Annotated in this window: 13 protein-coding genes and 1 pseudogene; 7 read left to right on the top strand and 7 right to left on the bottom strand. The window is 73.2% G+C overall.

Going from position 1 to position 11,942, the window contains the following annotated elements; all coding sequences use genetic code 11:
- From AB0K25_RS23075 to AB0K25_RS23105, 7 genes and pseudogenes are all read right to left on the bottom strand, one after another.
- A partial coding sequence (locus tag AB0K25_RS23075; RefSeq protein WP_363822587.1) for a GDSL-type esterase/lipase family protein occupies nucleotides 1–1,178 on the bottom strand: 1,178 nt, incomplete at its 3' end.
- A 115-nt stretch (nucleotides 1,179–1,293) separates the two neighbouring features.
- Nucleotides 1,294–1,899 carry a hypothetical protein gene (locus AB0K25_RS23080; protein ID WP_208570090.1) on the bottom strand — a complete coding sequence of 202 codons (606 nt, stop codon included), beginning with the start codon at nucleotides 1,897–1,899 and terminating at the stop codon, nucleotides 1,294–1,296.
- Nucleotides 1,900–1,966: 67 nt separating this feature from the next.
- Nucleotides 1,967–2,269: pseudogene (locus AB0K25_RS23085) on the bottom strand (metalloregulator ArsR/SmtB family transcription factor); the annotation flags it as partial.
- 43 nt (nucleotides 2,270–2,312) lie between these two features.
- On the bottom strand, nucleotides 2,313–3,179 hold the full coding sequence (locus tag AB0K25_RS23090; protein WP_219464259.1) for a metal ABC transporter permease: 867 nt from the start codon (nucleotides 3,177–3,179) through the stop codon (nucleotides 2,313–2,315).
- Between the two features lie 3 nt (nucleotides 3,180–3,182).
- On the bottom strand, nucleotides 3,183–3,944 hold the full coding sequence (locus AB0K25_RS23095) for a metal ABC transporter ATP-binding protein (protein WP_219464258.1): 762 nt from the start codon (nucleotides 3,942–3,944) through the stop codon (nucleotides 3,183–3,185).
- Nucleotides 3,941–4,885, bottom strand: a complete 945-nt coding sequence (locus AB0K25_RS23100) for a metal ABC transporter substrate-binding protein (RefSeq protein WP_219464257.1) — start codon at nucleotides 4,883–4,885, stop codon at nucleotides 3,941–3,943. Before AB0K25_RS23100 ends, AB0K25_RS23095 begins: the two co-directional genes overlap by 4 nt.
- Nucleotides 4,886–4,939: 54 nt before the next feature.
- Nucleotides 4,940–5,197: a DUF6703 family protein gene (locus AB0K25_RS23105; protein ID WP_219464256.1), complete on the bottom strand. Its 258-nt coding sequence runs from the start codon at nucleotides 5,195–5,197 to the stop codon at nucleotides 4,940–4,942.
- A gap of 27 nt (nucleotides 5,198–5,224) precedes the next feature.
- On the opposite strand from AB0K25_RS23105, the gene AB0K25_RS23110 reads away from it, so the two are divergent.
- The 7 genes from AB0K25_RS23110 to dusB all read left to right on the top strand — a co-directional run bounded on the left by AB0K25_RS23110 (nucleotide 5,225) and on the right by dusB (nucleotide 11,938).
- Nucleotides 5,225–5,566, top strand: a complete 342-nt coding sequence (locus AB0K25_RS23110) for an antibiotic biosynthesis monooxygenase (protein WP_208570085.1) — start codon at nucleotides 5,225–5,227, stop codon at nucleotides 5,564–5,566.
- A 232-nt stretch (nucleotides 5,567–5,798) separates the two neighbouring features.
- The gene (locus AB0K25_RS23115; RefSeq protein ID WP_208570144.1) at nucleotides 5,799–6,272 is read left to right on the top strand and encodes a hypothetical protein; all 474 of its coding nucleotides are present in this window, start codon (nucleotides 5,799–5,801) and stop codon (nucleotides 6,270–6,272) included.
- Nucleotides 6,273–6,387: 115 nt separating this feature from the next.
- On the top strand, nucleotides 6,388–7,767 hold the full coding sequence (locus AB0K25_RS23120) for a glycine--tRNA ligase (protein ID WP_363822593.1): 1,380 nt from the start codon (nucleotides 6,388–6,390) through the stop codon (nucleotides 7,765–7,767).
- Between the two features lie 204 nt (nucleotides 7,768–7,971).
- Nucleotides 7,972–8,898: a hypothetical protein gene (locus tag AB0K25_RS23125; RefSeq protein ID WP_363822596.1), complete on the top strand. Its 927-nt coding sequence runs from the start codon at nucleotides 7,972–7,974 to the stop codon at nucleotides 8,896–8,898.
- A complete protein-coding gene (locus AB0K25_RS23130; RefSeq protein WP_363822599.1) occupies nucleotides 8,879–9,844 on the top strand; it encodes a hypothetical protein in 966 nt (321 codons plus the stop codon). The genes AB0K25_RS23125 and AB0K25_RS23130 overlap by 20 nt, the downstream gene beginning before the upstream one ends.
- Nucleotides 9,837–10,664, top strand: coding sequence for a hypothetical protein (locus AB0K25_RS23135; RefSeq protein WP_363822602.1), 828 nt, complete (start codon nucleotides 9,837–9,839; stop codon nucleotides 10,662–10,664). The genes AB0K25_RS23130 and AB0K25_RS23135 overlap by 8 nt, the downstream gene beginning before the upstream one ends.
- A 104-nt stretch (nucleotides 10,665–10,768) precedes the next feature.
- Nucleotides 10,769–11,938 (top strand): tRNA dihydrouridine synthase DusB, encoded by a 1,170-nt coding sequence (dusB, locus tag AB0K25_RS23140; protein WP_219464247.1) that lies wholly within the window; start codon nucleotides 10,769–10,771, stop codon nucleotides 11,936–11,938.
- The last annotated feature ends 4 nt before the right edge of the window (nucleotides 11,939–11,942 follow it).

An 11,942-nucleotide genomic window follows, 5' to 3' on the forward strand; every position in this document is an offset into this window, starting at 1 on the left:
GTGGGCGGGGGCGTGGTGGGCGGTGCGGTGGTGGGCGGGGGCGTGGTGGGCGGTGCGGTGGTGGGCGGGGGCGTGGTGGGCGGTGCGGTGGTGGGCGGGGGCGTGGTGGGCGGTGCGGTGGTGGGGGTCGGCGTCGGGGTGGTGGTCAGCTTCGCCGCGACGATCGGGGCGAGCCGGGCCGTGATCGCCCGGTGCCCGGCGTCGTTGGGGTGCACCGAGTCGCTCAGCCCGTCGGCCGGCAGCCAGCCGGTGGTGTCCACGTAGAACACGTTGCGGTCGCCGCCCCCGGTGACCGTGTTGACGGCGGCGGCGGTCTCCGCGGCGTACCGGCCGCTGAAGGTGCGCAGCGCGAAGATCGCCGCGCGCGGGTACTTCCCCCGCACGGTACGGATGAACGTGGCGTACTGGTTCTGGAAGTCCGCGCCGCTCACCCCGTGGCTGCGGTCGTTGGTGCCCAGGTTGATCACCACGGCGTCCGCCCGGTAGCGGCTGAAGTCCCAGGCGGGGCTGGTGGCCGAGTATCCGGTGCGGAGGAACTGGCTGGCGACGCTGACGCAGCCGTCGGCGGTGGCGACCAGGCAGCCTCCGCCGTAGCCGAGTTGGGTGTGCTCGGTGCCGAGCTGCTCCCCGGTCAGCCACCCGTACGCGGTCAGCGCCGTGCGCGACGAGGTGGTGCCGAGGGTGATGGAGTCGCCGACGAACTCGATCAGCTGGGGCCGCACCGCCGCCGGCAGGGTCCGCGCCCCCGAGTCGAGGGTCAACCCCTGGAACACCGCGTCCCCGGTGTACGAGCCGGCGACCACCCGGTACGACACCACCAGCGTGTGGTTGCCGGCGCGCAGCGGGGTCGGGGTGAGGTTGACCGTGCCGCTGACGTTGGTCAGGTAGCGGAAGTCGGCCCCGTCGATGCTGTAGTAGAGGTCGATGGTGCGGCGCTGCCGCAGCTTGACCGTGGTGCCGGTGAACCCGGTCCTGAGGTAGGCGCCCGCCCAGTTCGGCACGTACGCGCTGCTGTTGCTGCGGTCCCAGCGGCCGACGAAGGCGATGTTCGCGTCGGTGGGGGAGCCGTCACCGGTGGCGGCGCTGGCCGGGGGCAGGCCGATGAGTGTGGCGGCCAGCACCGCCACCACCCCGGCGGCTCCCGCCGCGAGGATCGACCGACTGCGGGACACGGGCATGGGGGACGCTCCCTCTCCGGGCCGTCCGTGCCGACGCACGACGACGGCTTGCAGACTTAAGACATTCACCATCATCTAAGCCTGCGGGCCGGGGGGACACAACAGGTGACGGTGCCTAGCGACCGCCGCGCAGGCCGAGTCGGCGCAGCTCCAGGGCGGCGAGCGCGTCGACGGTGGCGTCGTCGCCCCGCCGCCACGCCTGCGCCACGTCCGGGTCGATCCGGGTCAGCCGGCGCAGCGGCTGACTGGTCAGCGCGCGCAGGGCCAGCAGGTCCCGGCCGGCCGGCCCGGCGGCGAGGGCCTTCGCCGACGCGGCCCGACGCATCCAGCGCAGCCGCAGCGGCAGCCAGCCGAACAGCACCAGCCCGAGCGGGAAGACCAGCACCGCGATGCTCAACGCCCACGCCAGCTGACCGACCAGGTCCTGCTGGTCGCGGCCGGCCTCGGCCACCGCCCGGGCGGCGTCGGCGGCCTTGGTGAACGGGCCGGTCAGCTCGTCGCCGACCAGCGGCACCCGGCCCACCTTGCCGCCGGCCTCGGCCAGGTTGTCGGCGAGGCCGCCGCCGGCCCCCTCCAGCTTCCGTCCCGGTACGGCGAGCTTCTCCACCAGGTCGTACAGCCACATCGCGAAGCGGATCGCCGCGTAGACCCAGACGACGACGAGGAGATCGGTGAGGAACTGGCGGAGGGCGACCGGAAAACGGTCAGCGTAGATCTTCACGGCCGACAGCGTGCCACGACGCGGGCCGCCCGGCACCCCCCGCGCGCCCGGTCGCCGGCTCACCGGGGGACGACGGCCCCTCCCCGGCATGGCTGACCGCGTCGGCCACGATGTGCGCGACGTGCTCGTCGACCAAGGCGTACGCGATCTCCCGGCCGCGCCGGGAACCCCGCACCACCCCCGCGCCGCGGAGCACCCGCAGGTGCTGGGAGACCAGCGGCTGCGGGGCGCCGAGCTGCTCGACCAGCTCGTGCACACACCGCTCACCCTGGGCCAGCTCGCTGACGATGGCCAGCCGGATCGGGGCGGACAGCGCCCGCAGCAGCTCGCCCGCGCCCTCGAACGCGTCGTAGCCCTGGGTGCCGGTCACCCCGTAACGGTAACCAATACCAGTGACGGTTCGTCGGTCGGCGTCACCGCAGCACCACCTCGTGCGGTTCCGGGGCGGTGACGGCGGCCGGGGTGGCCCGGCGGCGCAGCACCCGCCAGCCGGCGGCGGCCAACGCCACCACCAGGAACGACGCGATCGCCAGCAGCACCACCGACGCGCCGGGGGCGGTGTCGGCGGTGGCCGCCACCCAGATCCCCGCCCCGGCGGCGAACAGGCCGAGCGCCATGGCCGCCGTCATGGTGCTGCGGAAGCCCCGGGTGACCTGCTGCGCGGTGGCCACCGGCACCACCATCAGCGCGCTGATCAGCAACACCCCGACGGCCCGCATGGCGATGGTGACGGTGACCGCGGTGGCGACCGCCAGCAGCAGGTTCAGTGCCCGCACGGGCAGCCCGGCCACCCGGGCGTACTCCTCGTCGTGGCAGACCGCGAACAGCGCCGGGCGCAGCGCCAGCATGAGCACCGCGATGCTCGCGCCGAGCACCGCGATGGTGGTCAGGTCGGCGGGGGAGGTGGTGGTGAGCGAGCCGAACAGGTAGGCGTTGAGGTTGGCGCTGCTGGCGTCGGAGAGGCCGACCAGCATCACGCCACCGGCGATGCCGCCGTAGAACAGCAGCGCCAGCGCCAGGTCACCGGAGGTACGGCCCCGGGCCCGGACCAGCTCGATGGTGACCGCGCCGAGGATCGCCGCGACCACCGCCACCAGCACCGGCGACCGGTTGAGCAGCAGGCCCGCCCCGACGCCGGTGAGCGCGACGTGGCCGATGCCGTCACCGATCAGGGCCAGCCGCCGCTGCACCAGGTAGATCCCGAGGGCCGGGGCGGTCAGCCCGATCACCAGGGCGCCGACCAGCGCCCGCTGCATGAAGTCGTACTGGAAGAGGTCCATCGTTCAGCTGCTCCACAGCCCGGCGGGCTCCTCGGGACCGTGCGGGTGCACGTGGTCGTGGTCGGGCTCGGCGTGGTGCCCGGCCGGTTCCGGCACCGCGCCGTCATGGCAGACGCCGCCCTGGTGCACCACCACGGCCCGGCTGATCAGCGGACGCAGCGGCCCCAGCTCGTGGGCGACCAGCAGCACGGTGCCGCCGGTGCCGACGAAGTCGTGCAACGCCCCGGCGAACGCCTCCTGGCTGGCCGCGTCGACCCCGGCGGTCGGCTCGTCGAGCACCAGCAGCTCCGGCTCACCGGCCAGGGCGCGGGCGATCAGGGTGCGCTGCTGCTGGCCGCCGGAGAGGGTGGCCACCGGGTCCCGGGCCCGGTCGGCGAGCCCCACCGCGCGCAGCGCCGCGTCCACCGCGGCCCGGTCGGCCCGGCCCGGTGGGCGCAGCACACCCCGGCGGGCCAGCCGCCCGGAGGCCACCACCTCACGGACGGTGGCCGGCACACCGCTGCCGGCCCCGAGCCGCTGCGGGACGTAGCCGATCCGGTGCCACTGCCGGAACCGGCGCTGCGGTACGCCGAACAGCTCGACCGAGCCGGTGCCGAGTGGGACCAGCCCGAGCACGGCCCGGATCAGGGTGGACTTGCCGGAGCCGTTGGCGCCGAGCACCGCCACCACCTCGCCGGCGGTGACGGTCAACGAGACGTCCCGCAGCACCGGGCGGCCGTCGTAGCCGACCGAGGCGTGCCCGACCTGGATCACGGGTGTGGTCACGAGCACCCCAGGGCGGTACGGAGCGTGGTCAGGTTGGTGCGCATCACCGAAAGGTAGTCCCCACCCCCGTCGACGGAGAGCCCTTCGATCGGGTCGAGCACCGCGGTCTTCGCGCCGACCTCGGCGGCGATGGTCTCGGCGACCTTCGGGCTGACCAGCGTCTCGAAGAAGATCGTGGTGGCGCGGTGCTCGCGGGCCTCGCGGGCGACCTCGGCCAGCCGCTGCGGGGCGGGCTCGGTGTCGGGGGTGAGCCCGGTGAGGCCGATCTGCTCCAGCTGGTAGCGCTCGGCGAGGTAGCCGAAGGCGGCGTGGCTGACCACGATCTCCCGGCGTTGGCAGGTCTTCAGGCCGGCGGCGTACTCGGTGTCGAGCTTCTCCAGCTCGCCGCGCAGCGTCCGGGCCCTGGTCGTGTAGTCGGCTGCCCGGTCCGGGTCGACGGCGCCGAGCCGCTCGGCCAGCTGGTCGGCGACGGTGGCCAGCCGGGTCGGGTCCAGCCAGAGGTGCGGGTCCTTGCCGCCGCTCTCCTCGGCGTGACCGTCCTCACCCTCGTGGTCGTGCCCGTCGGCTGTCGCGTCCCGCAGCGGTACGACGGTTGTCACGTCGAAGGCCCGGTCGGCGGCGTTCTGCGCGACGGCCTCGTCCACCGCCGGCTGGAAACCCTTGAGATAGAAGACCAGTTCGGCCTGGCTGACCTGGCCGACCTGCCGGGGGTTGAGTTCCAGGTCGTGCGGCTCCGCACCCGGCTTGGCGAGGTTGGTGACGGTGACCGCGTCCCCGCCGACCCGCTCGGCGACGAACTGGAGGGGATAGAAGGCGGCGACCACGTCCACCCGGTCCGGGTCGGCCCCGGCCCCGTCGGTCGAGCAGGCGGTGCCACCGGTCAGGACGAGCAGGGCGGTGGCGACGGCGGTCAGGGCGCGGGGCAGGGTGCGGGCGGTCATGTCGGCAACTGTCCGTGAAAACGAGAATGATTGTCAAAAACGCATGAGTGCATGTCAGAAGAGCTTGACCAGGGCCACCGTGGCCAGCAGCGTCAACATCACCAACCGCAACAGCCGGGTCTGTGGCGCCTGCACCGGCCAGGTGGTGGCCAGCAGATAGGCCAGCCCGGCGGCCAGCGCCAACAGCAGCAGCCCACCGACCGGGCCGGGCGCGAAGAGCGCCACCAGCACCAGCGCCAGGGTGGCGAGGAACACCGACGTCGGGTTCGCCCGGGCCAACCGGGCCAGCAGAGGGCGCTGCGTAGGCTGCATCCCACAGACTCTACGAGGAGGAACCCGGTGCTGGTCACCAACCGGTTCGTGGTCGCCGTCGAGGCGTCGGACGACTTCACCGCCCGGGCGCACGCCGCGCTGGCCGCGCTCGCCGCCCGCCCCGGCTACCTGCGCGGTGAACTCCTGCGCGCCCTCGACGACCCCCGGCACTGGTGCCTGCTCACCGAGTGGGAGTCGGTCGGGACGTACCGGCGGGCGCTGGGCGGGTTCGACGTCAAGATCACCGCCGTGCCGTTGCTCGCCGAGTCGGTCGACGAACCCTCGGCGTACGAGACGCTGGCCGGCGCCGCCCCCGACGGCGAGGTGGTGGTGGTCGACAGCGACCGGGCCGCGAGTCCGCACCGCTGAGCCCGGTCGGGCCGCGTGCCGCAGCGTCGAGCCTGATCGGGCCGCGCGTCCGCAGCGTTGAGCCCGGGGGCACTACCCTGCTCCTATGACCGCTCCCGGCCCGGCAGCCCCACCGCCGTACCCCGCGACACCCGGCCCGGACGGCACCCCGCCGTCGGCCGCCCCGGGTGACCCGGGCGTGCCCGCCCCGCCGGGTGCCCCGGGGGTGCCCACCGCCCCGGGTGACCCGGGGGTGCCCGCCCCACCCCAGGGTCCCGGGGTGGCCCCGCCGTTCGCCGCCCCACCCACCGAGGGCAGCCGCAAGCGGCTCTGGCTGGGCCTCGGCGTCGGGGCGCTCGCCCTGTTGATCTGCTGCGGAGGCGGCGGCGCGGCAGCCGTCGGGCTGGTGGTCAGCAACGTGCAGGCCATCGAGGAGCAGGGTCAGGCGGTCACCGACGACTACTACCGCGCCCTGGTCGACAAGCAGTACGGCAAGGCGTACGAGAAGCTCTGCGACGACGCGCGTCGGCGGGAGTCCCGGGGCGAGTTCACCCGCCGGATCGCCGAGGAGCCGGCCGTGGCCAGTTACCGGGTCGGTGACGTCGACCCGCAGACCCTGACCGTGCCGGTCGACGTCACCTTCAACGGTGGTGGGCGGGGCACCCAGCAGGTCACCCTCGCCGCCGACCAGCAGACCGGCGGCATGGAGGTGTGCGGGGTCAGCTGAGCCGGCACCGGTATTCTGCTGGGCCCGGGGCGCTGCTGGTCGTACCGTTGTCCCGGACCGTCCGGTCCCACCCACCTCATGGCCACGCCGACCGCCAGCCGGCGTAGGAGGAAACATGCCAGCCGACCGTATCGACGCCGTCGTCAGCCTCGCCAAGCGCCGAGGCTTCGTCTTCCCCTCCAGTGAGATCTACGGAGGCACCCGCTCGGCGTGGGACTACGGTCCGCTCGGTGTGGAGCTGAAGGAGAACGTCCGCCGGCAGTGGTGGAAGGCGATGGTCCAGCAGCGCGACGACGTCGTCGGCCTCGACTCGGCGGTCATCCTCGCCCGCAAGGTCTGGGAGGCCAGCGGCCACCTCGCCGAGTTCGTCGACCCGCTCACCGAGTGCCAGTCGTGCCACAAGCGGTTCCGCGCCGACCACCTGGAGGAGGCGTACGCCGAGAAGCACGGCAAGCCGCTGACCTCGTTGCAGGAGCTGAACTGCCCCAACTGCGGCAACAAGGGCACCTTCACCGAGCCCAAGATGTTCAACGGCCTGATGAAGACCTACCTCGGGCCGGTGGAGAGCGAGGAGGGCCTGCACTACCTGCGCCCGGAGACCGCCCAGGGCATCTTCGTCAACTACAACAACGTGGCGACCGCCGCCCGCAAGAAGCCGCCGTTCGGCATCGCGCAGACAGGCAAGTCGTTCCGCAACGAGATCACCCCGGGCAACTTCATCTTTCGGACCCGGGAGTTCGAGCAGATGGAGATGGAGTTCTTCGTCGAGCCCGGCTCCGACGAGCAGTGGCACGAGTACTGGCTTCAGGAGCGCTGGAACTGGTACCTCGACCTGGGCCTGTCCGAGGAGAACCTGCGCTTCTACGAGCACCCCAAGGAGAAGCTCTCGCACTACTCGAAGCGCACCGTCGACATCGAGTACCGGTTCCGCTTCGGCGGCACGGAGTTCGCCGAGCTGGAGGGTGTGGCCAACCGCACCGACTTCGACCTGTCCACGCACAGCAAGCACTCCGGCGTGGACCTATCGTACTTCGACCAGACCCGCAACGAGCGCTGGGTGCCGTACGTCATCGAGCCGGCCGCCGGCCTCACCCGCGCGGTGCTGGCGTTCCTGCTGGAGGCGTACGACGAGGACGAGGCCCCGAACACCAAGGGCGGCGTCGACAAGCGCACCGTGATGCGCTTCGACCCCCGGCTGGCCCCGGTCAAGGTGGCGGTGCTGCCGCTGTCGCGCAACGAGGCGCTCTCGCCCAAGGCCAAGGGGCTCGCCGCCCAGCTCCGCAAGCGCTGGGTGGTCGAGTTCGACGACTCGCAGGCGATCGGCCGCCGCTACCGCCGGCAGGACGAGATCGGCACCCCGTTCTGCGTCACCGTCGACTTCGACACCCTCGATGACGAAGCGGTGACCGTGCGGAACCGGGACACCATGGCCCAGGAGCGGGTCGCCCTGGACCAGGTCGAGCGCTACCTGATCGAGCGGCTGCCCGGCTGCTGACCCCGACCGCCGTCGTGCCGGCCCCGCCCCGCTGTCCGGGGCGGGGCCGGCACGTTGCCGGGCCGAGGCCGGGTGGGTCGCGTTGCCGGGCGGGGCCGGGTCCCGGGCCGGGCATCGGTCGGTAGCTGTGTCCGTTCAGTCCTTGAATGGGTCGGTGGGCCGTGTCAGCATCAGCGGTGCTGAATCTCTACACGGGGGTGTGAAATGACGCGTGCGTCGCAGCCTGACCACGACCACGACCCGGATCGTCGTCGTCTGCTGCGCCGGGCCGCCACGGTCGTCGCCGGCACGGCCGGCGCGGGTGTCGCCGCCACGGTCGGCCTGCCCGGCACCGCGCAGGCCGCCCCGGGCGGCAACCTCACCATGGGTACGACCAACGACGCCGGCCCGGCCACCACCACGGTGAACGCCACCAGCGGCTACGGCACGCTGCTACTGAGGAACACCGGGGGTGCGCCGCTGCGGCTGGTGCCCGGCGAGAGCATCTATCCGCAGGTGCTGGACGCCGCGCTCGGCACGCTGGCCGTCGACGACCAGGGCGACCTGTTCGTCAAGGCCGGGGGGGACGACGCCGACCAGGCAACCGCCGGCTGGGCCTGGACCTCGGAGTGGGCGACCACCTCGGTGGCGGTCGCGCCGACCCGGGTGCTCGACACCCGGGATCCGAACCTGCGCCGGGCCATCGTCTCCGGCGCGGGCGACCTGGACGCCACCGGCCGGCTGGTCCCCGGCAAGCCGGTCGTGCTCAGTCTGGACGGCTACGTCCGGGACGGTTATGCCCTCAAGGGCAACGTGACCGTGACCGGGATGACAGGTGGCGGCGTGCTGACCGTGTGGGGCAGCGGCCCCAGGCCGGTCACGTCCACGGTGAACTGGTGGACCAGCGGCCAGGTCCTGTCGAACTTCCTCTTCACCGAGCTCGGTGCCGTTGGGGCGTACCGCAGCGTGTTGACGCTCCAGGCCACCAGTTCGCCGACCCACGTGATCCTCGACCTGACCAGCCTGCTGGTCGGTCACCCGAGCCAGGTGCTCGTCAACCGTGCCTCGGCGGCCGCAGGCGCGCACCGCGCCCCGAACGCCGCCATCCGACCAGCCGACGGGGGAACGAAGAATGACGTCGTCCGAACCTGACCCGGCCGCCTCCCGGCGGGCCCTGCTGCGGCGGGCCGCCGTCACCGGCGGCGCGGCGGTCGCCGCCACCACAGCCAACGCCGCGCCCGCCGCCGCCACCACAGCCAACGCCGCGCCCGCCGCCGCGCCCGCCGCTGCGCCCGCCGCCGCTGCGACCGGAGACCCGGTCGTCCTCGGCGGGACCACCACCGGCGGCCTGCACACCGTCGTGACCAGCGCCGCCGACGGCGGGGCCGCAACGCTCGCCCTGGAGAACAGCACCGGTGCGACCCTCCGGCTGACCCGCCGGCCGTCCAGCTTCGGGTGGGGCGGCGGGCTGGTCTCCACCGCCGACGGCCTGGGCGTGCAGCGGGTGGTCGACAGCGCGGTGGTGCAGCACGAGACGCTGACCACGGCGAACGCCACCATGCTGGTGCCGATCCCGCCGACCCGGGTGCTCGACAGCCGCAGCGCGACCGGTCGCGCCCGGCTCCTGGAGGGGGCCGGCCGGGTCGATCCGCAGGGCCGGGTACTTGCCGACACCCTGCTGGTCGTGCACCTGCGCGACATCGTCGACTACGGCGACGGCCTGATGGGCAACGTCACCGTGGCCAACACCGCGCGGGGCGGGTTCGCCACCGTGTGGGGTCGGGGTGAACTGCCCACCGCCTCCACGATCAACTGGTGGGACGCCGGCCAGCTGCTCTCCAACGGCGTCATCTCCCAGCTCGGCGGCTACGAGACCGCCGGTGGGGACTACTACCCCGACGTGGTGGCCGTCTGGGTGGCCGCTGGCGCGGCGGCGGTGATCCTCGACGTCACCGGCCTGCTGGTGTTCCACCCGGAGTCGGCGGTGATCAACGCGAAGGCCGCCCAGGGCGGTCGCGTCGGTGCCGGCGGAGTCCGGGCCCGGGTGATCAGGGAAGCCGCCGAGCGCGGTGACCGCGAGGTGCGGACCGGTGCGTGACCACGAGGAGGACAGCAGCATGACCAGCGACCAGAGCTCCTCGACCACCCGTCGGCGGCTGGTGAAGGGCGGCCTCGCCGTCGGTGCGGGTGTCCCGGTCGCGGCCGTCGTCGCCACGCCGGCCGAGGCGGCTGCCGGCGACCCGGTCCGCGCCGGGTTGACCAACGACGCCGGTACGACCGGGACGCTGCTGACCGGGGGCTCGTCGGCCGCCCCGACGCTGACCCTCACCCACGCCGACGGGCGTCCGCCACTGATCCTCGCGCCCACTGCGGACGCGGCGATCCCGGCGGAGCTGCCTACCGGTTCGCTGGCGATCAACGAGTCGGGTGACCTGGTCATCGGGGGCAGGGACGCGACGAAGCGGTACGTCAACACCTCCCGCTGGGCGAACCGGACGCTGGCGGTCGCGCCGACGCGCATCCTGGACACCCGTGCGATGGGCACCTACGGCGGCAACGTGGTGGCCGGCGCGGGGAACGTGCTCGCCGGCAAGCTCGGCGCCGGCAAGATCATCCACGTGACGGTGAAGAACGTGCCGCCGGCGCTGGCCGGCAAGGCCACCGCCGCGTATGTCAACGTCACCGTGGCCGGGACCGTCTCCGGCGGCTTCCTCACCGCGTACAGCTCGTCGACGGCCCGGCCGGGCACGTCCTCGTTGAACTGGTGGGGGCCCAACCAGGTGCTGTCGAACCTGGTGGAGGTGCAGTTGGGCAGCCACGACGGCACCCCGCTGTCGTTCGGCGTCTACGTCAACGCGGCCACCTCGGTCATCGTGGACGTCTGCGGGTTGATCCTCGCCGAACCCGGCACGTACTGAAGCCGTACACCGGTCGCCGTCGTGGTGCGGGTTTGCCCACTGCCGTGGCGGCGGCCGGGGACCGGCGGTGGGCGGGCCGCCGACGGCATGGGATTCTGGGGTACGTGACCAGTCCCGCTGCGGTCCTGCGCCCGCTCACCATCGGCCCCCACCGGGTGTGGCCGCCGGTGGTGCTCGCGCCGATGGCCGGCATCACCAACGTCGGTTTCCGGCAGCTCTGCCGGGAGCAGGGCGGTGGCATCTACGTCTGCGAGATGATCACCACGATCGCGCTGGTGCAGCGGAACCCGAAGACCCTGCGCATGATCGCCTTCGGTGCCGAGGAGCAGCCGCGTAGCCTCCAGCTCTACGGCACCGACCCGGAGGTGACCGCGGCTGCGGTGCGGATCGTGGTGGAGCGTGACCTCGCCGACCACATCGACCTGAACTTCGGCTGCCCGGTGCCCAAGGTGACCCGCCGGGGCGGTGGCTCGGCTCTGCCCTGGCGGCGGCGGCTCTTCGCCCGGCTGGTCAGGGCGGCGGTGGACGCCGCGTCACCCGCCGGGGTGCCGGTCACCGTCAAGATGCGCAAGGGCATCGACGACGATCACCTGACGTACGTCGAGGCGGGGCTGGCCGCCCAGGACGCCGGGGTGGCGGCGGTCGCCCTGCACGGGCGTACGGCCGCGCAGCGGTATTCCGGCACCGCCGACTGGGACGCCATCGCCACCCTCAAGCAGGCGCTCGACGTGCCGGTGCTCGGCAACGGTGACATCTGGGAGGCCGACGACGCGTTGCGGATGGTGGCCCACACCGGGGTGGACGGGGTGGTGGTCGGCCGGGGTTGCCTGGGGCGGCCGTGGCTCTTCGCCGACCTGGAGGCCGCATTCGAGGACCGACCGGAGCGTCGGCTGCCGACCCTCGGCGAGGTGGCGGTGACCATGCGGCGGCACGCCGAACTGCTGGTGGAACAGTTCACCGCCGGCTCGCGTACCCCGGCGCGGGGCGAGCGGGACGGCTGCACCGACTTCCGCAAGCACGTCGCCTGGTACCTGAAGGGTTTCCCGGTGGGCAGCGAGCTGCGCCGGGAACTCGCCATGATCGAGAGCCTGGCCCAGCTGGACGACCTGCTCGGCAAGCTGGACGCGGCCGAACCGTTCCCGGTGGCCGCCCTCGGTCAGCCGCGCGGCCGGACGAACTCTCCCGGCAAGGTCTTCCTGCCCGAGGGCTGGCTGGCTAGCCGGGACGACGACACCGTCCCCGAGGGCGCCGAGTTGGACGACTCGGGCGGCTGAGACC

Origin of the sequence: Micromonospora sp. NPDC049257 (genome assembly GCF_040678915.1) — a bacterium.
GTDB classification, from domain to species: Bacteria; Actinomycetota; Actinomycetes; order Mycobacteriales; family Micromonosporaceae; genus Micromonospora; species Micromonospora antibiotica.